This window comes from Microcoleus sp. PH2017_05_CCC_O_A (genome assembly GCF_020738785.1).
Classification (GTDB): Bacteria; Cyanobacteriota; Cyanobacteriia; order Cyanobacteriales; family Microcoleaceae; genus Microcoleus.
In genome coordinates this window covers 1-23,129 of record NZ_JAEQCB010000105.1, presented here as the reverse complement: position 1 = coordinate 23,129, position 23,129 = coordinate 1, and the positions used below count along the sequence as shown (strand labels likewise).

Below are 23,129 nucleotides of genomic sequence, written 5' to 3'. Positions count from 1 at the left end.
ACCCAGATAAATCGTCTGCCCAATCTTCACAAATGGTTTGTGGAAATTTTCGCTAAACCCACATAGCTATTGGATCATTCTTTTTGTGGAGGCCTCTTACACTATATTACACTCAGAACACTCTCGGTATCGGCAAATATTGTTTCTAGCCAGCACACTTCACTTTCTTGGGACTCCCATCCTCCTTAATATCTAAAATTTCAACTTTCACCACTTGTCCTTCAGAAAGAGATTGTGCTTTTTTCGGTTCTTTTTCAGTTAGCCTGATAGTTCCCAAAATTTCATATGTCACCTTGTTCCCTTTGACAGCAGTAACTTTGGCTTCGACAATTTGACTAACTACAAACTGATGACTGCCGATCGCCTTAGCAATTTCAACTTGTCTCACTGACTCTAAAACAGGGGCCACAACTTCTCCGATCGGTCCGGCTTCTTTGTAGTAACGCATCAAACGATATGCCCAACCTAAAATTTGCAGCAAAGTGCTAGCATCCCCTTGAAATCCTTTGAGACAATCGCTACAAGCTTTGTCTATACTGCGATAATAATCTGTGGTTTTGCCACTATGTCCGATTTGTCTACCGTTACCGACAAGGGTTTTAAGATACTTAAAAAACCTGGAATTAGCATTAGTTTGATTTAGATTAACTGCATTGCGAAGATAGGCGATCGCCTTTCCGAACTCATTCACATCTGTCTGATCTTTGACTAGAGTTTGAGCGATCGCATGGGCAATTTCCCATTCTCTTTCAGTCAAAGATTCTGTCATTAATTCAGGTGTAGACATCTTTAATACATTAGTTCTTGCAATTGAGTTGCTTGCACTAAACTCGAATGAGCAGCTTGAATATTTTTTTGCATGAACTGTTGCAATTCAGTGCCATTCATGCTGTCAGATTCGGGAGGATTGTAGGAAGAATAGCGATCGCGCAAATCTCCCTTGTTCTGCAACACCCTTGCTGCTGTGACTTCCACAGTCATGGTTCCCATGCCGATCGGCTTCCCGCCACCTACCTTGAGGGCGATCGCATATTTTGGATCTTGCCCCAACACAATCAAAAGCGTTCCCAATTCTGCTGGCGTTAAATTTTTGAATTGTATCTGTGTTTTGAATGTGTACTCTTTAGCAGCTTGCTGAACAGTAATCCCTTGATTTTGACCTTTGTCGATCGCCCGAATTGTATGATAGTAAAACTTGCGCCCTGCTACATTGCCTCTGGCGTCAAAATATGCTGCTCTTTGATCTGGACGGGGACGATATAAAGATGGCATAAATCCCGTAGCAAAGCCCGTATTTTGGCATTTAGCATCGCTGAAATCAATTAATCCTTGCCAATCTAAGGCACCGAATACTTGACTTGCCGGACAGAGTTCTTGTTTGTTTTTACATGGCAGGCGTTCTTGCGGAATTTTATCTTTGTATCTTGATGTAATTACTGCTAAAGTGCTGTTAGTAATGGCTTCGTATGCTGACCGGATGCAGCCTTTGAGAGAACTGCCTTGAATTGATAGTTTTTGGTCAACATTTTGAACCATTATTTTGATTAAAGGCACGCGACTGCCGATGTCGCTACCCATGACAACCACACCTGTTGAGACGTGCAAAGTGGTCTGAACTTTCAAAGTTAGAAACAAAGTTCCGTGCAGGCGATCGCCCAAATATTTGTGATGTCCGGTCGGAGCTTTTTTCGGCGGGCGCTCATTGGGAAAACTAATTAATTCATAAGGTTTAGGTACTCCCATTTCCCCAGCATAGTTATTAGAAACTGGGCGGCTTGGTGGCGGTGTAGAACCTCGGAGTTTAGGTACGGGATTATTAGTCATTTTTTACTCCTGACGGTGAGGGCGACAAAATGAACGGTGGCAGTTCTTTGGTCTTGAAAGTATCGCTGACCTATGCTAATATCATTAGATTCGATTTTTTCATCATTTTTTCCTTTATAGATAAAAGTTTTAGGGAATTTGGGTTCGTCAAGGCTGTGAAAGTAAGCAGCGCGATCGCAGCATTCCCAATTTTCGCCGATCGCCTCAAATCCCTCTAAATCGGCTGGAACCCGGCTCAGGATTAACGCTTCATATACACTTCCCTGCTTTTTCCAGCGCAATTCGCGATCGCTATTAAACATCTGCCCTTCAAAGCCCAGAGAAAACTCATCGGGCAATTTCCTGCAAATGCCACTGACTGCGTGGGGCGATCGCACAAAATAGTAACTTTCCTCAGTTGCTAACTCTTCTAGCAACTTTTTGACTTCATCCGGTGATAAACGCGATCGAACATATACAAAACCTGTATTCATGCTACAGCACCTGTTAAAAGCTTACTCCAAGCAGAAACTGCACATTTAAATAAATTGGGTACACCAGTCTCACCATCACCTTGCCATTTTAGCTGCACTCCAAAACCTAAATCCATTGGTTCAGCAGCAATTGGAGTTTGTTCGCGATCGGGTTGAGAAAAGCCGTAATTTCCGGCTTCATCAGCCTCTAAAAACTCTCCTGCACCCAGCAAGAAAGCGTGTCCCCATCGACCGGATTTTACTATTTGTTTAATTTGGCGATTATCTTTATCTAATATACAACCGGGATACTGAACCACAGCCGAGTTATATTTAACTATGACTGTGCCCAAACCGCGAGATTTAGCAAAACCAATCCCAAACCAGCCATCATTTAAGTCTCGCAAAACTAAGCCAATTAAGCCTAATTGTGCTAACGAAAAGTTTTTGAGATGTATTTTGGTGCGAAATTCTCCAGCGGTGCAGACTTGATAGTTAAAGGGGCCGACTGCTACGGAACCGAAAACGCGATCGATCGCGACTCCATTTCGTTCTTGAATTTTAAGCTGTTTCTTATCAATTGGGTGAGCATCTTCTATTCTAAGTCTGCTAGCAATTGAAGTGTTGCCGAAAATGCGATCGGTAAATGAAGATAACTTGTAAATATCGCTGGATGATTTCTTCTGTAAGTAATCGTAATTGTCATTCAATGGATCGTTAGCCCAGAGAATGTCTGGATTATTAGGATTACTATCTGTTCCTATGGTTCTGACAATTCTCTCAGCATGAGCGCGAATAGCACCTTTTAAACTGCTTCCCGGTAGATAAATTGACTTGCCTCCTGCGTGGTAAGTCTCGACAAATTCCATATCCGGTTTAGTCGGATCGGCTCCTTCTTTACCGGATTTTATCAGAATCGGCCCGTCAGGAATGAGAGTTAAGTCAATGGTACAATGATTGACAAATCGTTTGTGCATAGTTTAGTAGGTCGAGAGATGATTTAGAATTAAGCAGCTACTAACTCATTTAGCTGAATTTCGCATTGCTGAAAAACATAGTTAACGGCAGCAAAGAGTCGATCGATTTCTTGAATTGTATAGGATTTTCTATTGCATATAAATTGATCTCCTTCAAGTTTGCCAAATTCCCAAAGTTTACCGTGCGAAACAATTCCAAAGATAGTGTTATTTTTTTGATCGCCAGTCTGCTGTGCAACAATCATTTCAACAAGACATTGAACCCACCCTTCATGAAATCTATCTTGCTTAGCATCGACTAATACCAAATAAGGTTTATCAAAAACGACTTTTCCCAAATGAGATCGTTTAGCCAAAATATATTCAGGAAACCTGTCAGGGTTTTCGCAATCCGTGAGATATTTATGACTCCACAAAACAAACTTAGTACGATAATGTTTCCAAACTTCTTTAATAACTGGATAAATCAAGTTCTCACAAATTGTAAATTCTGAATCATCAGGTAATCCATCCTCCATGACAATTTTCAAATCTTCTAGAAAGTAGCTAGGGATACTCAACTCAGTTTCGCCGATGAAATTGACTTCTGTGTAGTAAATCTGAAATTTTTGAAGAACTTCGCCGAGTTCTTGATAATTGCTAAAAGCCATATTTACCTCATTGTGTCTGAGTTAGAGTTTCAGATGATTTTGCTTGTTGAGGAGTCAGTCGATCGATCAGCTTTTGTACCCACTCATCTTTATAATCTGCCGCATCTTCATAAGCCGTTTCATCTCCCATGACTAACTTTTGTAAGTATTCTAACAAAAATTTGGGATGGTTTTCGACATCAACCCAGCGCATTTTATCAATTTCTAGTTTAACCACACCTAAGCCGCGCGATCGTCCGCCTCCGAGAGGTATTTGTTCTGTCTCAAATTGGTGCAAACCAATCATCAATAAACCCAATTCCCAATCGTGAGCATTTTCAACTACTGCTTTAAAATCAAACGGTGTTGCGGCGGGGACAACTTGGTAGTCGTAAAGTTTGCCATCTGCGGCGGTTTCTGTGTCTCTGTCAATGGCTACACCATCTCGTTCTTGATATTGTCCAAACCACGCATCGGGTTGTACGGTTAAGTCGCGAACTTGGAATTTACTAGCCATCCAAGGAGTGCCAAATAAACTACCAATATCGTCGGTTATACCGATGAGTTCTTGTGTTAAATTTAAGTCATTATTTTTGTACTTTTCTTTGAAAGCTTTGACTTGATTGTTTCTAGTTGAAGTTGTGTAGTTAGCCGGATCTTCTGCTAAATTTGGGTCAATACCTCGAAGGAAGCTCTCTAAGCGCGATCGCAGAGCACCTTTAAAGCTTGAACCGGGAATTAAAGGTCTACCCAAAGCATCTTTGATTACTGGTAAATCGGAGCCGATGGGCTCAGTGGAACGTCCGGCACTAATGCGTAATGCCGTTACTGTTGTAAGTGTTCCTGTGATTTCCAGTCGATTTTTGAATGTATCAAACATAAACTTACCTACGTAATTAAGTTAATTCAGACTTAACCAACTGAACACATCAATTATTTCACAAATTCCATACGCATGAAAGGAGCATACGATCGCCGTTCAGTTGTAGGATCGACTGTAACCTTACTTGCATATTTTGGACCCTCCTGATCTTCGCGGATTGCTCTCCACACCAGCATACGCCAATCTTCCACAGATACTAAATAGCGATCGGTTGTTCTACCAGGCTTGAGCCAGCGCAACCCATTCCCAACGTTAATATGTTCATATTGTTGAAAACCATCTTTGGAACTAGCAGCCTTCAACAAAAAAGCAAATGGATCACACTGTCTTAGTTGTGCCAGATTATCAAAACAATCTCTAATAGCTTTTTGAGAAAGAAAGGGGACTAAAACTGAAGGTTTACGCATTTCCTCAAGAAACAAGAAACCTACACCAGAAATAGTTACTCCTTCCTCGGAAAACTCAATTAGTGGCTTAAACGCTTCTCTTTCAGAATAAGGGACATTATTTTCCCATTCTGCTTGAGTAATTGCTGTCTCACGCTCAATCTTTTCTAGTAAATCTTTATAAGCTTCAAATTGCGATCGCTTAAATTCTACAGGAAGTGGAGGTAATTCTATAACTGTAGTTGACTGTTCAAAAATATAATCACACTTAACTCCTTTCAACATCCCCAGTAAAACTGTGTAAGGAACCAGTGCTTTATATCCTCCAGTCGGATTCAGAATAATATTACTTGCCTCATAGCTATTAACTTCTTTAATAATGCGCTGTACAAATTCAACTACTCCTGTTGTTCGGAAAAGATCGGGATCTATAACTTGAAGCCCCGGAACTGATTCTGCTTTGGCATATATACCCTCCCAATGATGTTTTAGATATTTCTCAACCGCAAGAGCGCAGCAATATCCGTCGTCCGTACTTGAAGCAAGCAAAATTATTCTATCTTGATTGGTAATCCCAATCCGAACAAGAGAATGAATTTCCGCGGATAAGTCGTTCTTCAAGCTTTCTCCTTCTGGACGGATATCACGGAAAGTAGAAAATATTGTTTCAGCAGCACATTCCATACTTTGTTGCTGTCTAACCCAATTAGTTAGCTCCCGCGGTTTAACTCCTGAAATTTTTCTGGCAGCGCTGATACCCACGGAGCATATAACTGTCTTAATCATTTCAAAATCTCCTATTAATTTATGGAAGACTGTTATAGATAGTTAGAGATTTTGTCCATCTTTCAAATACTTGAGATGTCGAGAGCCATAACCTAAATAACGGCGAATTAGTTCCAGCCAAATAGGTTTAAAGTCAGTTTGAGAACATTCTGCAATTATTCCAGCACTATTTTTAATGTTACCATCAATATCTTGAATCAGCCTTGTCGCTAAAGATTCTTCCCCCCTTCCCCATTTTCTATCTCTTCCTACTTGATATCGCACAAAGTTTTTAATAACTTCTGCACTATCAGTTGTGTCAGCAACGCGGACTAAGTTGCGGAACTGTGATTCCTCTAGTTCTTCTTTTCCCGACTTGCCATATTGACAAGTATCTAAAGCATCCTGAATCCAAATGACTAGATCGTCTTCTACTTGGCGAATAGATCTTTGTACTTCTAACTCTATTTTTTGCTCTGTGCTTATACTCATACTGGCTTGTCTCTAAATATAAGGTGAAAATCGTTGCAAATTTGAATTTGACCGAAGCCTTCAGAAGTTCGATCGCCCAATCCCCTCATTTCCAACTCTCCCAATCTCTGAATCCAAAGCTCTGGTTGAGTTGTACTGAACAAATAAACCGCTCCTTTCGTGGTAATCAGCTCTACATCTTTCATCAACCCCCAGCCCGCATTCCAACCAGACAGAAAATCATAACTGCTGTAAGCCGCCTCCAAACGCAAAGATTTATCTTGAGCTTCAACCCCTGCAAACTGGTGCAACATCTTTTCAGATATTACAGTTGTACGTCGCCAGTTTTCAGTCAGTATAGCATCAGATTGCAAGTCCAGGGTGAAGTAAGTTAGCTTTGTTGGTGACTCTTTAATAGGACTGCCAAAAACTACCCATTTGTCCCAACGCTCTTTTAGCCTTTGATTGAATTCATCGATGCGATCGCTCACATCTATCTTAGCATCAACAGGATTTTTTGTCTGAATTTCAACTTTCCCCAATCCTCTGGAAGTCGAACCGCCCAACCGAAAATTTTGATGGCGATCCTGAATGAAATTTCGCAGAGATTCTGCTAAATCGTCTTCCACTAAAATCGCACCTAGATAGTAAACAGGATTTTGTTTGGTTTCCTGAGATTCATTCAAAACTTCCAGGCTGTAAAGTATTTCTTCCTCCGATGTAGCCCTGCGACGATTAATCCCAACTCGCGTTAGTAGGCGTTTGTTGACCTTAAGACTGTGATACATATCGTCGAATTTACCATAAAAAGTAATTCCAGCAGAATCGACTCTCCCTCCATCTTTTGGGCAATTTGGATCGTAGGGATGTCCATAACCTTCAGCACAAAAGCGATCGATTAAAGTGTCAAAAACGCCATTTCTTTCTGGATCGTCCTCTTCCTCTTTGAAACCAGGCTTATTTTTAGAACTGAGTGCTGTTGCAGGTAAAACTCCATATTCTTCAAATGTATCTTTAGAGACTAGATCGCCATCAAATATCAGTGCTGGATAAGCATTTTGAAAAATTGCGGGATGTTCACTCAAGAATAAAGCTTGAAAATCGCCGCCATTTTTGGTCAAATCAGTCGATCGCCCATTTGATAGATCCAAAATCTGAGCAGCCACAGCACCCCGAATCACCGTACCGGGGATATAGTCTACAGCTTCGCTAATCGAACCTCCCGGTTTCTGGCGCGCGATCGCCAAAGGAGACAAAACCTTAATTTCCAGTTCAATTCGCTGCATTTTCCCCTCCCTTCGCTAGACAATCCCAATCTGCATCAGTAACTTCAAAATTCGGTAAAGTTTCCCAACTCAGCCATCCCAAACCTGCCGATTTACTTCCACCTAATGCGTGAATGTGCTTGAAACCAGCCAACATCAGAGGTTTCGCATAACTGGGACAATTTGGTAACAGATGAATTTGACCTTTAAACTTCAGTGAAACATTCGGCGGAGAAGTCTCTAAAAAGTAAAGTTTGTTTTCTTCAGCGGTGCGACGGCGGCGATTAATTGTGACTCCCGGACGTATAAATTCAGCTAAATTTTCCGGGTCTTCTGTGCAAATTAAGTCGTCAATAATTATGCGCGACGGCAAAACTGGATCGCCGAAAATTTGACTAATTAAACAGTGATAAGTATCATTATATCCTAATACTTCGTATTCGTTGCGCTTAAATTTATTCGGTGCATTCTCTCTGCGGACAACCATTTTACCGGCATTCGGAGATTCGCAAATTTCCCACCCCAAACCTCTCGCAATTTTCTCGCATTCGTGACGGAGGCGGCCTTTGATTTGAGAACCGGGAATTAACAAGTTGTCTTCTGAATTGCGGACGATCGGCTTATCTGCTAGGGAACCGGAGGAACCGCCGGCACCTACGCACAAAGCCGTATCAATTACTGCTGTAAGTGTATAAGTTTCAACTAAATTTGAAAGTTCATTGAGAACAATCATGAGTCTACCTCCATATTTGCTAATTCTTCGGAAATTGGTTCGGAATCTTCTTCAATGAAATCGTAAATATCCACAAGTTCTCGCCAGATGGTTTCATAAACTCCCTCTTTTAAATCGAACATCCAAGGAGCTAAATTTCCCTTATTTTCTTTGTCTTTTGGTTTGCACCAAGCATCCTCAAATTCTGCTCTTAATTCTGCCTTGCCTTGTTTCAGTCTGGTTCGGAAATAGCGGTAATTGAGGATTGTCGTTTGTTTTCCTCGTTCTAGAAAACTGCGAATTTGATAGAGTTGCGATTTGGGAAATTCAGCTTTTTGCAAAGCTTTGACAGATTGAATTAATCCACCTATTTCATGTAAGGTATAAGGTGCAGCATATAGCTTCAGTTTGGCTCCTCGATTCATCGTTAAACCTTCTTTACGAAAATCTTCAATACTCGATGCAATCATGGTGACAGATTTCATTACTAAAAAATCTATGGTTCCTCCCAAATATCCAGCATCTTTCAATGTTTTGCCAGATTTTTTAGCTGATTTGAGGAGCTGATTTGTCAGCTTCTGAGCGTAATAAATTGGGGTATCCTCTGCTGTAATTAAGACTCCTGCTGACATACTTAACTTGCAATGAGAAGGAGTTGCTTTTTCTGGTGAATAGCGGTGTGCTGCGTAACTAGGACGGCTATTATCTAGTCTATAACCACCTGTTTGTAGCAATATATTTTCAAATTCTTCGCCGATGGTTTTAGCGATCGCCAAAGCTCGATCGGCTGGCACAATCAACATCACATCATCGCCGCCGATCGCCAAAATCTCAAAAGGATGAATCCAGCGATCGTTGCGGTCTTCGTTATCTGGATCGGTTAAATTGTTCAGTAGATGAGGTCTGAGATGCTCTGCTAATGCTTTATAAACAGATTGTTCAGTTGCTTGGAAAATATCTTCACTGAATTTCTTGTACTCTTGTGGAGTTTGAATTTGCTGAATGTAGCCGCCCATATTATTGCCATCTGCATAAATATAGGCGACAAAACCTTGAGAAGCATTGCCAATTTCTCTGAGAGATCTGGCTTCTTCAGGCTGAGGATCGATGGTATAATAGTCGCTAGCTAGTTGACTATTTTCTGGCTTATTTAAGTAATCCTCAAATTCTGCTACCCAACTTTTAATTCTAATGCCAGTCGGCTGCCAATCAAGACCTAGATTTGTAAACCAAGTCGGTAAATTTTCCTGAAATACCTCTCGTTTAGCTATTTGACCTACAATCCGCTTGCGAACTAATGATTCAGATAGTGATGGATTGCCCGGAAGATCGCTAATTCTGGCGATAGCCGATCGTCGATCGCTCTCATCTCTCCTTAAATAAGGATGCGTTTCAAACATTGGCGGATAACGACGACTGGGGCGATTAGGAAAATCATTTCCACTCCGGCGCTGATTGAATAAAATCGCCAACCTAGTAGTTAATTCGTTAAAACTTTTCCGATTCTGAAAAAAATCAACTTCTTCAGAATCATTTTTGGGATAACCAAAACAAGCTTTGACCAATTCTCTTTTAACGCGATCGGATTCAGAATTTGCCTGACGGTATTTTTCTAACCAGAAAGTATCTTGAATATTATCTGGCAACAATCCTAAGCGAATTTCTAACAGCTTAAATTTCTCTCCAACAGCACAGGAATTCGCCGTCAAAGTCTCGTAAGTATAGCGTTTTTCAATGGCATTAGCTAGATCGTCCACAAATGCAGCCGGACAAAAAGCGAGGATATTGCCGCCTTTGTAATAAACAAGTAATTCTTTAACTAAAGCTGCTTCTAAAGTGGGAAAGTTTTCCTTTAGCCATTGGGAAACTGAAACAGATTTTTGGGGTTCGCCAAAGAAAGCAGGAATATCGACTAAATTAATTCTGTCTAGTAAAGCTGACGCGCCACGAATATCCGGTAGTTTTGCCGCTTCAAATACATATTGCTTGATTTTGGTTGCGCCGCCGTAAACTAAACCAATTTTAGATTCCCACAATACCGAATGTGTCTCTGTCAGCTCGGTTAGTTTTTCGAGAGTTTGAGGAAACTCAAGTTTCTCTAGTGCCCTGACTCGATCGACAATTTCCCTCACCTGGACCGGCACTTCCTCCCCAGAAGTCAACGCCCGTCGCATTTCCTGCAACACGCTTAGATCAAATTGAGGTTTCCGTCGATCGCCCCACGCGACACACCAAGCAATACCGATCGCAATACTGTCCATATGCAAACCACTCCTCATCCGGTATGACAGCCCAAGATTGCCTTAATAATTTGTAATTCTTCAACGTGCAACTCTATCTAATTTACTATTGTCACCTAAATTTTCCACAAAAATCAACCCCCAGAAAAATAATCCCCAACTCCCCCAACTCCCCTCAAACCAATCATTTTTCAGACATAACTGGCGCTGCACCTACCCAAAATGACAACAAATAAGGTAAAGTAAACGGCACAATAGTCTAAGGTTCTCGAACTGCCACAACTCGGCAAATTCATACTGAATCGACAAAACTCACAGATACAGGCGACATTCACCGCCAACTACCAACCCCTAACAACGACAAAAATGCAAACCTACTACTACGTTTTAGCCAGCCAACGCTTTTTGCTAGAAGAAGAAGCCCTTGATGAAGTGTTTAAAGAAAGAACTCGCAACTACCACGAACAAGAAAAACAAATAGATTTCTGGTTGGTCAAACAACCCGCTTTCCTAGAAGCACCGGCAATGGCAGCAATTAAAGCAAAATGCCCTCAACCAGCAGCAGCAATTGTTTCCACAGATCCTGTATTCATCACTTGGTTAAAACTGCGATTAGAATATGTACTGACAGGTGAATTTCAAGCACCGTCAGCAACTATTCCCGATGCCCTCGCATCCCTACAGACAGCATGAATAAACAAGCACAAAAATCCACAGCGAAGTTAGGAAAATTTAGGGAAGAATTGTACAATTTTATTGTGTCTATTCCCCTATTTTCTGCTACTTGGATCGCAATTTTGACATTGACAATTTTGGCGAGTTCTGCTAAAGCTCAGTCAAGCTGCGAACCACCGAAGTCCGACGAATATCTACTGTTAATTGTCACCCGAACACCGGAACAGCAAGAAAAAGCAAAACGCTCTTTTCCCGGAAATAATGACAATACAGTTTGTCGGTACATTAACGATACTGTGACGAGGGTTGGTGGGTTTCGTAACTCGCAAATTGCGATCGATTGGGTTAAATACATCAAAGATGTTGTCGGATTGCAGGCTTACGTAGTTCGATCGCCCGCAGCAGCACTTCCCCAAAACCTGCCTGTCTACAACCCCCAGCCAGCAGCAGGTTCAGAACCAATCGCCAATCCCCAGACTGGGAATAGTGGGTTCAATCCCCAAGCCCTCGGCCCCGGTTACGCCGTGTTAGTAGATTACTTCAATCAACCGGAATTAGCCGGCCAAGTCAAGCAAGCATTGGGTACGCAAGTAGGCTTAGCTTCCTACGGCCAACGTCCCTTTTTATTCGTTGCTTATACAACGGATCAAAACGCTGCTACTGCGGCGGTAAAAGCATTGAGCGATCGCGGTTTTTGGCCGATGTTGGTAGACAGCCGCCGTGTTACGGTAATTAGTCCTGCTGTTAGGTAAAACAGGACTTACGCCAGCACAATATATAGCTTGACAAAAGTGACGATCGCCCGTTAAATAGAAATGAGCGATCGTCGTATTTAAAATTTTGCAAGATGCCTTCGATACCTGCTTGAGTTGGATGTGGATCTCGATTCAAATGTTGCGATCGCACGGACAAGTTCGCAAAATTCTTATATTTCCGACTGCTGCGCCTCCAGCCAAGCCTGCAAATCCGCCCCAGTAGCAAAATCCAACAGCGCCTCACTCAAATCTTCGAGTATCGGCAAGGGAAGATTAGCAAGGCGCGATCGCATTTCCTCAGACATTTCCTGCTGTAACCGACGAGTCAATTGTCGGACAATCAGCGCACAGGCTTCTGCTTGTCGTCCTTGCTGTAATCCTTGCTGCAATCCTTGCTGCAATCCTTCCGCTTTAGCTTCTTGATAGAACCTCGTTTCCTGTAGTGTAATTCCCAACATCGATTCCACCTCCGCTCGACTTAACTGTGTAAATTTGTATGACATAATAGTCGTCAATAGTTCTATTATGTCACGGCTGGCTTCTGGGGCAACTTCTTGCTCCATTCGGCTCAGCAAATATCTTGCTTCTGCTGGTGCTTGAGCCTCTTCGACAGTCGTCAACACCATCAGCGCAATTCCCAAAGGCAAGGCCCGAATATCCCCCAACTCATCTAAGCACACCCGATGCACTTGATTGCTGTTGAGCAGAGCTCGATAAGGATAAACATCGCTTTGTTCAATGCTACGAGATGGATAAATCACCACAGCTTGCCAATCGCTATAACGACTGCGATTGCGGTAAAAATATAAAAATGATTCGCCAAACAACCTTTCGTAAAGTTGTTCATCTTTTTGAAACTGAACTTCACAAAAATAGACGATGCCTGCACCTTCAGATTCTGGTGGCAAAAATACGCCATCAATTTCAAATTTAGGTTCTTTGACTGCAACCGAGTCAAAGCGATAATTGGCAGCATTTGCTGGAGTTGTAGCCAGTAGATCGAACAGTAAAGTTGGCGCTTGCCCGAACATTTTGTAGAAGATTGAATCTCGTCGCATGAAATATTTGCAAAGAAAGAGAGATAAATTAATACTACATCATGGGGTTGGCAGATTCCTAATATGATATAAGTCCTGTTATTGTCGTTGAAGCTGTTGCGGATTGTTTCCTAACTGACTTTCGGCCCGTTTTTTTGCCTCCACAGCCGCTCCATAATCCGGCTTGTAGCGAATTGCTTTGTCGTAAGAGGCGATCGCATCTCCGAATCTTTTCACCGCTACAAGGGCGTTACCGCGGCTGTACCAGGCTTCCGAATAGTCCGGTTTGACATAGACAGCTTCGTTGTAAGAGGCGATCGCATCTTCGTACCGCTTCAAATTGTACTGAGCATTACCTCTATTGTACCAGCCTTGAGATTCTTTCGGATTTAAATCCAAGGCTTTACTGTAACACTCAATAGCTGATTCGTACTTGCGTAATTCGTGGTAAGACCAACCTAAATTATACCATGCTTGATGATAATCCGGTTTTAATTTAACAGCTTTTTCGTAAGCTTCTACCGCTTCTTCATGTCGGCGCATTTTCAGCAAAGCTATGCCTTTACTATACCAAGCTTGATAAAAATTAGGCTGAAACCGCACGGCTTTTTCATAAGCTTCAAAAGCTTCTTGGTTTTTGTTCAATTCTAGGAAAACATTGCCTAAATTGTACCAAGCATCAGAATTGTCGAATTTAATTTCAACTGCTTTTTGATAGGATTCTACAGCGCGATCGTACTGTTTTAAATTTTGGTGAGCTTGGCCGCGATTGTACCACGCAAGGTACAAATTTGGCTGAAAATGTACGGCTTTTTCGTAGGATGCGATCGCCTCTTCATACCGCTGCGAGTCTAACAAAGCATCGCCTCTACCTTCCCAGGCTGCGGGATAATCCGGCTGGATTTTCAAAGCATTGTCAAAAGATGCGATCGCCTCCTTTGACTGTTCTAACTTATCCAAAGCATAACCGCGTCCCGTCCAAGCCTCCAAATACTCCGGCTTTAATTCTATAGCTTTATCGTAGGCTGACTGTGATTCCTTGTATTTTTTCAACTCATATAAAGTTTTAGCTTTTTCCTGCCAAACTTCCGCATAATCCGGGCGGAGAGTTATGGCTCGTTCGTAAGCTGCTAGAGCTTCTTCAAACTTGCTTAAATTGTAAAGAGTAATCCCTCGATTGTGCAAGTCAGTTGCATTTGCAGAATTAAAAGTATTGACACCATAAATTGATGCTAGAATAGTGATACCAATAAAACTGGCGATTGCGCCAATTTTAAAATATAGTTTTTGTCGCGGTTGAGGCAGCTTTTTTGCAGCAACAACCGGAGGTAATATCGGAACAGTACCGCTGAAAGAATTTTGCAACTCTTTAATAGCTTGCAGAGTTTCGCCAGCACTCGCATAACGCTGCCGAAAATCGTACTTTACCATCCGATCTAAAATCTTCGCAAATTCAGGACTCACCGATGCTTTATCCTGCCAAATAATTTCCTCTGTATCAGGATTTTTCGGCATTTGGTGCGGATTTATGCCCGTAAGGAACTGAATTGCGATCGCACCTGCTGCATAAATATCGCTGCTGAGTTTCGGATTACCGTGAGCTTGTTCGCTGGGCATATAACCGGGAGTACCGATGCTCACACTTAGGCTATTCTTGGGCTGAGGATTAGTAATTTGAGTAGTAATTTCCTTGACTGCGCCGAAGTCAATTAACACTAACTTACCATCTCGATCTCGGCGCAGGATATTGCGCGGATTGACATCGCGGTGAATCACATTTTGCTGGTGTACAAAATCTAAAATTTCCAGAAGTTCCTGCAAAATTGCAATCACTTCATCTTCTTTCATACCTCCGGCATTTCTAGAAGAACCCCCCCCAGCCCCCCCTTGGTAAGGGGGGGAGCCAACTCCAGCCCCCCCTTGGTAAGGGGGGGAGGCAACTCCAGCCCCCCCTTGGTAAGGGGGGGTTTGGGGGGGTGTAATTTCTTGACTTAAATCGTGGCCTTCGATAAATTCTTGAACGAGATAAAACTCTTGATTTTCTTCAAAGTAAGCAAAAAGTTGCGGAATGCGATCGTGATTTCCCAACTTATATAAGACTTGTGCTTCCGTATCAAACAAACGTCTTGCTATCTGTAAAGTTTCGGGATCGGTTGCTTGAGGTTTAAGCTGCTTGACGACGCACAGGTGATTACCTGGTAGCTGCTTATCTTCAGCTAAATAAGTTTGAGCAAATCCGCCGCCTCCCAAGTGACGGATAATGCTGTAGCGAGTGCCGAGTGTGATTCCAAGCATGAAATTTACCTGATATTTCCGAGTTTTTCTCCCCTTTCGGAGTAAAACAGGGGTTTGGGGAGAGGTTTTGTATCTGATTCAGTTTAACTAATTTGCGATCGGCTTTACAGCAGAAAGTCTATGAAAATACCAGTAGATTCTGCTGACAAGTGGTAAAATAGTCAGCTAATCATCTTTGCTCTGACAGTTTTACTTCAAAAAAGAGTGGTTAGTTTATTGAGAATTAACCTCCAACCAAGCAGTCAAATCTTCCGCGTTGGAGAAATCTAACAGGGCTTCTGTTAAATCATCCAATTTGTCGATCGACAATTCGCCGATCTGGGTTTGAACATCCGGGTTTAGTTGACCTAAACGGCGATTCAGCAAACGCATAGTTAACTCTATTTGTCCTTGTTTCTTGCCTTCTTCCCTGCCTTCTTCCCTGCTTAGAGCCACAGAACCCTCCTGATCTTGAATCAAAAACTCTTGCTCTTGCAACATATCAAATTCCTCTCGTGTCAAACTAACTTGATTCGCAATTTCAAAAGCTCTCTGAATTTGCGGAACTGTAGCCATTGCTTGAGGTACTTCATTCAAACTTCCAGTAGTTTTAATAAAGTAAATCCACTTGTCGGCGATTGTTTTTAATTCCTCCAATTCTTTCTGGAATTTTGGCAACTCTACGAATACTAACTCCATCTGATTATCGGGATAATCAGACAGGCGAGTTCTTTCTTTGAAAATAAAATGCGAAATCACATCTTGAGAATCATCAAACATTTTAAAATCTGTGATAGTCAAAGCAATCACGGGCCGCAATTGTCGGTAAAGTTCTCCCATTGTTAGTTGCAGTGCATAAGTTTTGGCAGCATTGTACAAAACTCGCTTGCTAAATGCCTGCACGTTCAAAACTTGCATTTCGATAATTACAAATGTGCCGTCGTTTAGTCTGGCTTTGACATCTAAGTAGCTGTTTTTAAGTCCGACTATCGGAGGGACTAAAGAAGGATCGATGATTTCTAAACTTTCAACGATGGCTTCCCCGTCATAAAGCAGGGCATTTAAGAAACTAATCAGAATATCTGTATTTTGATTCGAGCCAAATATTCTCTTGAAGGCAAAGTCAATTTTGGGATTGATGAATCTCATGTTATTCTTTTCACCTCAGATAGTTAGAGTGCAGGCTGTGCACTTTACTTTGATTTAACATGGTTTAGACGCATGGGCTAGAAACCCGGTTTCTACGATTTTTGCCAACAATCAGGATAAATCTACGAAGAAACCGGGTTTCTGAAGTCGCAGGTACCTCAGTCTAATTTTAGTTTAAAGGGCTTTCAAAATCTGATCGTCAACGGAAAAATCTATCTCAGCTTTGTCCCTTCCCGAAACTACATAATCATTCTGAAATGAATCTTTCAATCCCGAAACTAAGTCAAACTCCGGTTTCCAGTTAAGTTCGGTGACAGCTTTATTAACTGAGGCGAAAAAGTGCTGCAATCTCATGGGGAAAGCTTTCTTTTTACCAAAGTCAAATTGTTTCGGATCGTAGTGTACAATCTTAATAGCATCGGGTGATTTGCCTGCGGCTTGAATGCAGGCGCGCGCTAAACCATCAAAGGTGACAAATCGATCGCCCGAAACGTTGTAAATTTGCCCGATCGCCCTTTCATTCCCCAAAACCCCCGCCATCGCCATCGCCAAATCCTGACAGTGCCCCAACTGCGTGAAGTGCATCCCGTTACCAGGAATCGGAATCGGGCGATCGCGCGCAATGCGATCGAAAAACCAAGCCTCCAAATCGTTATAATTTTGAGGCCCATAAATATAAGTCGGGCGGATCGAAGTCCAAGGCAAACCGGACTCGGCTAAATAATTTTCCGTGTCGCACTTACCCAAATGTCGGCTTTTCGGATCCGTAGCGTCTCCTTCGATATGAGGCATTTGGTCGGATTTCAAATAAACCCCCGCAGAACTCATATAAACAAAGTGCTGCACCCGCCCCTTAAATATCTCAGCTAAAGGCTTTGTATCGCTCAATTCCCGACCGTTGTTGTCAAAAACCGCGTCAAACTCAACCGCCGATAACTGTTCTTGCAATTGTGCAACATTTGTGCGATCGCCCAAAATCTGTTTCACCCCCGCAACCGGCACAGGCTTATTGCCCCGGTTAAACAACACCACTTCATGCCCTTGTGCTGCTAAAATCTTAGTAAGATAAACCCCAATAAACCTAGTACCGCCCATCATTAAAATTCGCATTATTGCCCATGCTCCTTAAAGTTAGTGTCAACATCTTACAATAAAGCGAGTAGTATTTTCGTAAAAAACCCGGTTTCTACGTACAGAAAAACTCCAATTGTGCGATCGATCAAAACAAACATAATTTTAACTCACCTAACATAGTCCTATGCAAGTTCCTAGGCTGCACCCAGAAACAATCGAAGAAGTCAAACAACGAGCCGACATAGTAGATGTTATTTCCGGTAGAGTTATCTTAAAAAAACGCGGCAAAGAATTCGTCGGCTTGTGTCCATTCCACGACGAAAAATCTCCCAGTTTCACCGTCAACCAAGCCAAACAAATGTACTATTGTTTCGGCTGCGGTGCAGGAGGCAATGCCTTTAAATTCCTCATGGAATTAGAAAAACGCTCCTTCAGCGAAGTCGTATTAGAATTAGCTAAAAATTACCAAGTCCCCATCAAAACAGTCGAACCTGAACACCGACAAGAATTGCAGCGCCAAATTTCTTTGCGGGAACAACTCTATGAAATCTCAGCACTAACCGCCAAATTTTACGAACACGCTTTACGCCAATCTCAAGGAGAAGAACCCTTAGCATATCTCAAATCAGAACGCAAGCTCAGCGAAGAAACTATCCAACAATTTCAACTAGGTTATGCACCTCAAGGTTGGGAAGCACTTTACAGTTATTTAGTAGAACAAAAAAACTATCCGGCGCAATTAGTAGAGCAAGCAGGATTAATTGTACCGCGCAAATCAGGCGGAAGTGGCTATTACGATCGCTTCCGCAACCGCATCATGATTCCCATTCGCGATACCCAAGGCAGAGTCATCGGTTTCGGCGGCAGAGCTCTCGGTGACGAACAACCTAAATATCTCAATTCTCCCGAAACAGAACTATTCGACAAAGGCAAGACTTTATATGGCTTAGATACAGCCAAAACAGCCATTAGCAAAGCCGATCGCGCGATCGTCGTAGAGGGGTACTTTGATGCGATCGCACTTCAAGCAGCGGGCATCTCCAACGCCGTCGCTTCCCTCGGCACAGCCCTGAGTTTAAACCAAGTGCGGCAGTTATTGCGGTACACTGACTCTAAACAAATTATCCTCAACTTCGACGCCGACAAAGCAGGAACCAAAGCAGCAGAGCGTGCCATTGGAGAAATAGAACAACTCGCCTATCAAGGAGAAGTACAACTGCGAGTGCTCAACATTCCCGACGGCAAAGATGCCGACGAATATCTCAAAACCTACTCCCCAGAACAATATCGAGAATTGCTCGACAATTCCCCATTGTGGCTTGATTGGCAAATCCAACAAATGCTCGTCAATCAAGATTTGAAGCAAGCGGATACTTCCCAACAAATCACCAAAAGAATCATTAAATTATTAACTAATATTACTGACGACAATCAGTTATCACATTATCTGCAAAAAAGCGCCGAAATCCTCAGCAAAGGAGATTTTCGCCTCACAAAGATGATAGCAGAAAACTTGCTCAATCAAGTAGTCAGCGATTGGGGACAGCGGCTGAATCAAGACGAAGCATTGACAATGCCACTGTTAATTAGAAACAAGCTGAAGCCGAGCAAACAATATAAAAAGCAGCGTGCAAGCAGCGACAGCAAAAGTTCAAAAACAGGCTTTTCAGTAGCAGCCCGCAGTCTGTTAGAAGAAGCAGAAGCACAATTATTGCAGATTTATTTGCACTGTCCCGAATACCGTCAAGAAGTCAGAGAAGCCATAGAAGCTAGAGACGTGCAGTTTAGCCTTTCTCATCACAGATTTTTGTGGCACCTAATTTTGAATGCAGAAATACTGCACAACATCTATTTACAAGCAGCGCCTTCTGAGTTAATATTAAAATTACAAGATAGCTTTATTGAATATCCGACTCAACTCAATCAAATCTCGCATTTATTTCACTTAAACGAGTTTTCGGAAAAAAATGTGTATCGCGCGCCTTTAGTTATTCGATCGGCGATCGCCTGTATCGAGCAAATCATCAGCATCAAACGGCGCCGGATTGCCCTCGATATGTGGAAAAAAACCGATGCTGCTATAGAATATTACCAACAACTGTGCGCCGAACAAGAATGGATAGAGGAATTAGAGCGGCTGCGTCAAGTTAATTTTTACGATTTAACCTCTGTACCTTGGGGCTAATAAGATTTTAGAAGACACGGCGGTTTCAACCGCCGTCTTATAGCCTTTCTCAAAAAGGTGAGGTATGACTGACAGGTTATATAACCACTGAAACCAAGAGGGCTGAAGCCCAACAACATACCTCATCTTTCTGAGAACCGCTATATCTTTTAATAATCACAAAACAGAGTTTCGCGAGTCTCTCTACCAGTCACCGGATTAGTACCTTTGGCAACCTTACAAAGCTTTTCGATCATATCGTCTCGGAGGAGAGTCTCAGTAAAATCAGCACCGTCAATCACAGCTCCTTCCAGTCTGGTATTGTAAGCAAAAGCACCCTCAAGGATAGCATTAGTTAAATTAGCTTTCATCATGCGAGCCAAATCCAAAGTCGCACCCCTTAAATTAGCGCCTTCAAAATTTGCCTCTTCCATATTGGCGCCAAACAGACTTACGCCTCCTAAATCTGCATTGGTAAAATTGCTGTTGCGAAGATTAGCTTTATTAAAACTGTCGTTAGTCAAAACTTGTCCGCTAAAATCAGCGCCAACTAGGATTTCTTTGTCACGATCCAAGGCGAAAGCAGGTGCGGGATTAATCGCGATCGCCCCAGCGGCAATTACTGCTAAAATAACAAAACTCAGCAAGAAATTATAAATATTTTTGCGATGTTGGCGAATTCCAGAATTCATAAGTTAAAGCTAATGGGCAGCAATGACAGTTCAGAATTGAATTCTACCAGAAAGCGCTCCTCTTCGGTGGTTTCCACCGCATCCAACTCTCCGCAACCGACAAACTCTCGGGATATCGGCACGTTGGGAGAAAACTTAGTCGCCGAGTGGTTACAGCAGCAAGGTTGGGAAATCCTGCACCGTCAGTACCACTGTCGCTGGGGAGAGATTGACATCATCGCCCTCGGAAGAGATGAATCAAGCGAAAAAAACCGAGGTATTTCCGATCGCCAATTCCCAACATTAGCCTTTGTAGAGGTGAAAACTCGCCGTCGTGGAAATTGGGATGCTGGGGGAATCTTGGCTGTTAGTGCAGCAAAACAAGCCAAACTTTGGCAAACCGCCGAAATATTTTTAAGCACTCGTCCAGATTTAGCAAATAATTCTTGTCGGTTCGATGTCGCCTTAGTCAGGTGCGAGCCTTCGCGGCAAAAGACCAAGCAAATATTACCACCAACGACAGCGAACTCTCAATCCGCCCTTGCCGGAAACTACCGGCTTACCCTGCAAGAATACATTCGATCGGCTTTTAGTGATTAGAAATGTCAAATTAAAAATTACAGGCTAAAATTAAAAAGTAATACCGCTTGGTAATTTTTAATTGTTAACTTGCCTTGACTGTGGCCCATTGGTTTCTTCATCTTTAACGGACATGGAAAAAGCGTTAACTCCTCTGCCCCTCTTGCCTTCTCCCGCTCGGACTCTGCGATCGCAGGCAATATATCTGCTCCGCAGTCTAGGCCAAAGTTTCCGGGCAATATCCCAGACCCTTGACAAACTGCTGGCGAAACGCTTCAATTTCTTTGCGGTCTGGGCTTCCGTGACAAACCACGGCCACCTGGTAGCGGCGCATCACGCTCAGCGGCGACTGTCCCGTTTCCAAGCTCCACAGTGCCATTTGCAAGCGAATTTCAGGATCGTAAGGAATCCCGACTTCGTTCATAAAAGCCCGAAAATCCCCGTGCATTTCTGGAGTCAAATATTGGCTCATTTTCACCTTCACGACCCAGCCGTCAATTTGGTGAATAACAGTGATAAATTGCAAAGGAAGATGACTAGCCGTGCGTAGGTAATCCACGACTCTCAGAGTGAGGCTAGTATTAGCGATGTAGTAGAGGTATTCCATAACTATCCTTCGAGCAAAGCTGATGCTACACCTCTATCGTCGCGGGCTATACCCGCCACCACAAGGGGAAAAGCACCCGACTTGGGATGGGGGTTTTTACCCAATTTGTTACCGAGTTGACAGATTTTTGACAGGAATTCACCCGATGACAGAGATTGACTGGTCTTTGGACGCTTATGACTACGAACTTCCGCCCTCGTGCATTGCCCAAAATCCGGTAGTGCCGAGGGACAGTTCTCGCTTGCTGGTTGTAGATTCTGCCAGCAGCCACCAACACCGGATTTTCCACGATTTGCCGGATTTGCTCGAACCCGGAGACTTGCTGATACTGAACAACACCCGTGTTCTGCCAGCGAGGCTCTACGGGCACAAACCTAACGGCCCGGCTGTGGAGATATTGTTGATGGAAGAACGCCAGCACAACTGCTGGCTGGCTTTGGTTAAACCGGGGAAACGCTTAAAGTTGGGAGCCAAAATTGAGTTTGAGCCCGCCTCCTGTGATGACTCTGCGGAAGGGCCTTGCTGTTGCCTTCCCCAGGCTGTGGGAGTCGATCGTCGATTGACTGCGACAGTTATAGACAGGGACGAGCAAACTGGGGGACGGCTGTTAGAGTTTGACATCCCTAGAGATGCGACTCTGGCGAAGTTTTTGGACGAATACGGCCACGTACCTCTGCCCCCCTACATCGAAAATTCCCAAGCTGCGCCGGAACAGTACCAGACTGTTTATGCCGAAAAGCTTGGGGCGGTGGCGGCTCCGACAGCAGGGTTGCACTTCACCGAAGAATTGTTCAGCCGCTTGGAAGAGCGGGGAATCGAAAAAACTTTTGTCACCCTCCATGTGGGAGTAGGAACGTTTCGCCCGGTGGAGGTTGCAGACGTGACGACTCACAAAATGCACGGCGAATGGGTGGAAGTATCGGCCTCCACTGTCGAGAAAATCCGCGAAACTCAAGCCCGAGGCGGGCGGATCTTTGCTGTGGGTACGACAGCAGTGAGAGCTTTAGAGGGAGCTGCGGCGGCGAGCGAAGATTTTTCGTTGCAGCCTTTTTGCGGCCAGACAGCGCTCTACTTTGATGATGATGGTAAGCGCGATGATTGGAAGGCCTCGGCTGTTGGATTTGTACCGAGAGGCGATCGAGAATCAGTACCGATTTTATTCTTTTGGCGATGCCACGATCATTTTACCGATGGCAAAGAACGATTAACTCATATCTGGCACCATTCTCAAGGTTTCCTTTAGGGCGGCCAGAAGTGGCCACCCACAAGAAAATATATGTGTTGCCCAACAGCCAGCAAAGCCTGTTAACCGAGAATGGTGCAAAATATCAGAAATGCCAATTTTTAATTTTTAATCGCTTTACTCTTCCTCCTCTTCTTCATTGCCGGGATACACGAAGCTGTTGGAACGCCCAGTCAGAACAGATTTGCCGAGAGACAAAGCTTTCTGAGCTGCCACTACAGCTTTGCGCTTCCATGTGGCTTTACGCATATTCTTCTTGGATTTGGAGGTTTTCTTCTTAGGGACTGCCATGACGCT

The 23,129-nt window shown here is 43.2% G+C and carries 22 protein-coding genes and 1 pseudogene; 5 read left to right on the top strand and 18 right to left on the bottom strand.

Annotation, left to right across the window (positions count from 1 at the left end):
* Positions 1-145 precede the first annotated feature (145 nt).
* From JGK20_RS22830 to cas10, 11 genes are read right to left on the bottom strand one after another with little or no spacing between them, the layout of a single operon-like run.
* Positions 146-787, bottom strand: a complete 642-nt coding sequence (locus tag JGK20_RS22830) for a hypothetical protein (RefSeq protein WP_293206139.1) — start codon at positions 785-787, stop codon at positions 146-148.
* Positions 788-789: 2 nt separating this feature from the next.
* A complete protein-coding gene (locus tag JGK20_RS22825) occupies positions 790-1,824 on the bottom strand; it encodes an RAMP superfamily CRISPR-associated protein (RefSeq protein WP_293232244.1) in 1,035 nt (344 codons plus the stop codon).
* A complete protein-coding gene (locus JGK20_RS22820; protein WP_293213282.1) occupies positions 1,821-2,297 on the bottom strand; it encodes a hypothetical protein in 477 nt (158 codons plus the stop codon). The genes JGK20_RS22825 and JGK20_RS22820 overlap by 4 nt, the downstream gene beginning before the upstream one ends.
* Positions 2,294-3,253 carry an RAMP superfamily CRISPR-associated protein gene (locus JGK20_RS22815; protein ID WP_293206133.1) on the bottom strand — a complete coding sequence of 320 codons (960 nt, stop codon included), beginning with the start codon at positions 3,251-3,253 and terminating at the stop codon, positions 2,294-2,296. Before JGK20_RS22815 ends, JGK20_RS22820 begins: the two co-directional genes overlap by 4 nt.
* Before the next feature lie 29 nt (positions 3,254-3,282).
* A complete protein-coding gene (locus tag JGK20_RS22810) occupies positions 3,283-3,903 on the bottom strand; it encodes a hypothetical protein (RefSeq protein ID WP_293213280.1) in 621 nt (206 codons plus the stop codon).
* A gap of 7 nt (positions 3,904-3,910) precedes the next feature.
* A complete protein-coding gene (csx7, locus tag JGK20_RS22805; RefSeq protein ID WP_293213278.1) occupies positions 3,911-4,762 on the bottom strand; it encodes a CRISPR-associated RAMP protein Csx7 in 852 nt (283 codons plus the stop codon).
* Between the two features lie 53 nt (positions 4,763-4,815).
* Complete coding sequence (locus tag JGK20_RS22800; protein WP_293174775.1) at positions 4,816-5,937, bottom strand: putative CRISPR-associated protein; 1,122 nt, start codon at positions 5,935-5,937, stop codon at positions 4,816-4,818.
* Positions 5,938-5,979: 42 nt separating this feature from the next.
* Complete coding sequence (locus tag JGK20_RS22795; protein ID WP_293174778.1) at positions 5,980-6,408, bottom strand: hypothetical protein; 429 nt, start codon at positions 6,406-6,408, stop codon at positions 5,980-5,982.
* A complete protein-coding gene (csx10, locus tag JGK20_RS22790) occupies positions 6,405-7,673 on the bottom strand; it encodes a CRISPR-associated RAMP protein Csx10 (RefSeq protein WP_293174781.1) in 1,269 nt (422 codons plus the stop codon). Before csx10 ends, JGK20_RS22795 begins: the two co-directional genes overlap by 4 nt.
* The gene (locus tag JGK20_RS22785; protein WP_293206131.1) at positions 7,660-8,385 is read right to left on the bottom strand and encodes an RAMP superfamily CRISPR-associated protein; all 726 of its coding nucleotides are present in this window, start codon (positions 8,383-8,385) and stop codon (positions 7,660-7,662) included. The genes csx10 and JGK20_RS22785 overlap by 14 nt, the downstream gene beginning before the upstream one ends.
* Positions 8,382-10,643: a type III-B CRISPR-associated protein Cas10/Cmr2 gene (cas10, locus tag JGK20_RS22780; protein WP_293216336.1), complete on the bottom strand. Its 2,262-nt coding sequence runs from the start codon at positions 10,641-10,643 to the stop codon at positions 8,382-8,384. Before cas10 ends, JGK20_RS22785 begins: the two co-directional genes overlap by 4 nt.
* Before the next feature lie 327 nt (positions 10,644-10,970).
* Between cas10 and JGK20_RS22775 the strand changes: the two genes are divergently transcribed.
* Together JGK20_RS22775 and JGK20_RS22770 are read left to right on the top strand one after the other, a co-directional pair.
* Entirely contained in the window at positions 10,971-11,297 is a 327-nt protein-coding gene (locus JGK20_RS22775) for an MgPME-cyclase complex family protein (RefSeq protein ID WP_293174790.1), read from the top strand.
* The gene (locus JGK20_RS22770; RefSeq protein WP_293232242.1) at positions 11,294-12,031 is read left to right on the top strand and encodes a hypothetical protein; all 738 of its coding nucleotides are present in this window, start codon (positions 11,294-11,296) and stop codon (positions 12,029-12,031) included. The genes JGK20_RS22775 and JGK20_RS22770 overlap by 4 nt, the downstream gene beginning before the upstream one ends.
* A gap of 173 nt (positions 12,032-12,204) precedes the next feature.
* On the opposite strand, the gene JGK20_RS22765 is transcribed toward JGK20_RS22770, so the two are convergent.
* The 4 genes from JGK20_RS22765 to JGK20_RS22750 form a co-directional block, all read right to left on the bottom strand.
* A complete protein-coding gene (locus JGK20_RS22765; RefSeq protein ID WP_293206124.1) occupies positions 12,205-13,092 on the bottom strand; it encodes an Rpn family recombination-promoting nuclease/putative transposase in 888 nt (295 codons plus the stop codon).
* A gap of 78 nt (positions 13,093-13,170) precedes the next feature.
* Positions 13,171-15,366: a serine/threonine-protein kinase gene (locus JGK20_RS22760; protein WP_293232240.1), complete on the bottom strand. Its 2,196-nt coding sequence runs from the start codon at positions 15,364-15,366 to the stop codon at positions 13,171-13,173.
* Positions 15,367-15,579: 213 nt separating this feature from the next.
* On the bottom strand, positions 15,580-16,494 hold the full coding sequence (locus JGK20_RS22755) for an Rpn family recombination-promoting nuclease/putative transposase (protein WP_293189661.1): 915 nt from the start codon (positions 16,492-16,494) through the stop codon (positions 15,580-15,582).
* 174 nt (positions 16,495-16,668) lie between these two features.
* Complete coding sequence (locus JGK20_RS22750) at positions 16,669-17,604, bottom strand: NAD-dependent epimerase/dehydratase family protein (protein ID WP_293189659.1); 936 nt, start codon at positions 17,602-17,604, stop codon at positions 16,669-16,671.
* A gap of 148 nt (positions 17,605-17,752) precedes the next feature.
* Between JGK20_RS22750 and dnaG the strand changes: the two genes are divergently transcribed.
* The gene (gene dnaG / locus JGK20_RS22745; protein WP_293189657.1) at positions 17,753-19,753 is read left to right on the top strand and encodes a DNA primase; all 2,001 of its coding nucleotides are present in this window, start codon (positions 17,753-17,755) and stop codon (positions 19,751-19,753) included.
* 149 nt (positions 19,754-19,902) lie between these two features.
* Here the strand turns inward: dnaG and JGK20_RS22740 are convergent, their stop codons facing one another.
* On the bottom strand, positions 19,903-20,424 hold the full coding sequence (locus JGK20_RS22740; protein ID WP_293189655.1) for a pentapeptide repeat-containing protein: 522 nt from the start codon (positions 20,422-20,424) through the stop codon (positions 19,903-19,905).
* A gap of 12 nt (positions 20,425-20,436) precedes the next feature.
* On the opposite strand from JGK20_RS22740, the gene JGK20_RS22735 reads away from it, so the two are divergent.
* Complete coding sequence (locus JGK20_RS22735) at positions 20,437-21,003, top strand: YraN family protein (RefSeq protein WP_293232238.1); 567 nt, start codon at positions 20,437-20,439, stop codon at positions 21,001-21,003.
* A gap of 196 nt (positions 21,004-21,199) precedes the next feature.
* On the opposite strand, the gene JGK20_RS22730 is transcribed toward JGK20_RS22735, so the two are convergent.
* A complete protein-coding gene (locus tag JGK20_RS22730; protein WP_293154581.1) occupies positions 21,200-21,589 on the bottom strand; it encodes a hypothetical protein in 390 nt (129 codons plus the stop codon).
* A 145-nt stretch (positions 21,590-21,734) separates the two neighbouring features.
* On the opposite strand from JGK20_RS22730, the pseudogene queA reads away from it, so the two are divergent.
* Positions 21,735-22,797, top strand: a pseudogene (gene queA, locus JGK20_RS22725) (tRNA preQ1(34) S-adenosylmethionine ribosyltransferase-isomerase QueA).
* Between the two features lie 152 nt (positions 22,798-22,949).
* On the opposite strand, the gene rpmF reads toward queA, so the two are convergent.
* Entirely contained in the window at positions 22,950-23,123 is a 174-nt protein-coding gene (rpmF, locus tag JGK20_RS22720) for a 50S ribosomal protein L32 (RefSeq protein ID WP_006632406.1), read from the bottom strand.
* Between the last annotated feature and the right edge of the window lie 6 nt (positions 23,124-23,129).

Bases quoted from the DNA above. Each gene is read 5' to 3' on its own strand.
- JGK20_RS22830 (WP_293206139.1), bottom strand. From the start codon at position 787: ATGTCTACACCTGAATTAATGACAGAATCTTTGACTGAAAGAGAATGG.
- JGK20_RS22825 (WP_293232244.1), bottom strand. From the start codon at position 1,824: ATGACTAATAATCCCGTACCTAAACTCCGAGGTTCTACACCGCCACCA.
- JGK20_RS22820 (WP_293213282.1), bottom strand. From the start codon at position 2,297: ATGAATACAGGTTTTGTATATGTTCGATCGCGTTTATCACCGGATGAA.
- JGK20_RS22815 (WP_293206133.1), bottom strand. From the start codon at position 3,253: ATGCACAAACGATTTGTCAATCATTGTACCATTGACTTAACTCTCATT.
- JGK20_RS22810 (WP_293213280.1), bottom strand. From the start codon at position 3,903: ATGGCTTTTAGCAATTATCAAGAACTCGGCGAAGTTCTTCAAAAATTT.
- csx7 (WP_293213278.1), bottom strand. From the start codon at position 4,762: ATGTTTGATACATTCAAAAATCGACTGGAAATCACAGGAACACTTACA.
- JGK20_RS22800 (WP_293174775.1), bottom strand. From the start codon at position 5,937: ATGATTAAGACAGTTATATGCTCCGTGGGTATCAGCGCTGCCAGAAAA.
- JGK20_RS22795 (WP_293174778.1), bottom strand. From the start codon at position 6,408: ATGAGTATAAGCACAGAGCAAAAAATAGAGTTAGAAGTACAAAGATCT.
- csx10 (WP_293174781.1), bottom strand. From the start codon at position 7,673: ATGCAGCGAATTGAACTGGAAATTAAGGTTTTGTCTCCTTTGGCGATC.
- JGK20_RS22785 (WP_293206131.1), bottom strand. From the start codon at position 8,385: ATGATTGTTCTCAATGAACTTTCAAATTTAGTTGAAACTTATACACTT.
- cas10 (WP_293216336.1), bottom strand. From the start codon at position 10,643: ATGAGGAGTGGTTTGCATATGGACAGTATTGCGATCGGTATTGCTTGG.
- JGK20_RS22775 (WP_293174790.1), top strand. From the start codon at position 10,971: ATGCAAACCTACTACTACGTTTTAGCCAGCCAACGCTTTTTGCTAGAA.
- JGK20_RS22770 (WP_293232242.1), top strand. From the start codon at position 11,294: ATGAATAAACAAGCACAAAAATCCACAGCGAAGTTAGGAAAATTTAGG.
- JGK20_RS22765 (WP_293206124.1), bottom strand. From the start codon at position 13,092: ATGCGACGAGATTCAATCTTCTACAAAATGTTCGGGCAAGCGCCAACT.
- JGK20_RS22760 (WP_293232240.1), bottom strand. From the start codon at position 15,366: ATGCTTGGAATCACACTCGGCACTCGCTACAGCATTATCCGTCACTTG.
- JGK20_RS22755 (WP_293189661.1), bottom strand. From the start codon at position 16,494: ATGAGATTCATCAATCCCAAAATTGACTTTGCCTTCAAGAGAATATTT.
- JGK20_RS22750 (WP_293189659.1), bottom strand. From the start codon at position 17,604: ATGCGAATTTTAATGATGGGCGGTACTAGGTTTATTGGGGTTTATCTT.
- dnaG (WP_293189657.1), top strand. From the start codon at position 17,753: ATGCAAGTTCCTAGGCTGCACCCAGAAACAATCGAAGAAGTCAAACAA.
- JGK20_RS22740 (WP_293189655.1), bottom strand. From the start codon at position 20,424: ATGAATTCTGGAATTCGCCAACATCGCAAAAATATTTATAATTTCTTG.
- JGK20_RS22735 (WP_293232238.1), top strand. From the start codon at position 20,437: ATGGGCAGCAATGACAGTTCAGAATTGAATTCTACCAGAAAGCGCTCC.
- JGK20_RS22730 (WP_293154581.1), bottom strand. From the start codon at position 21,589: ATGGAATACCTCTACTACATCGCTAATACTAGCCTCACTCTGAGAGTC.
- rpmF (WP_006632406.1), bottom strand. From the start codon at position 23,123: ATGGCAGTCCCTAAGAAGAAAACCTCCAAATCCAAGAAGAATATGCGT.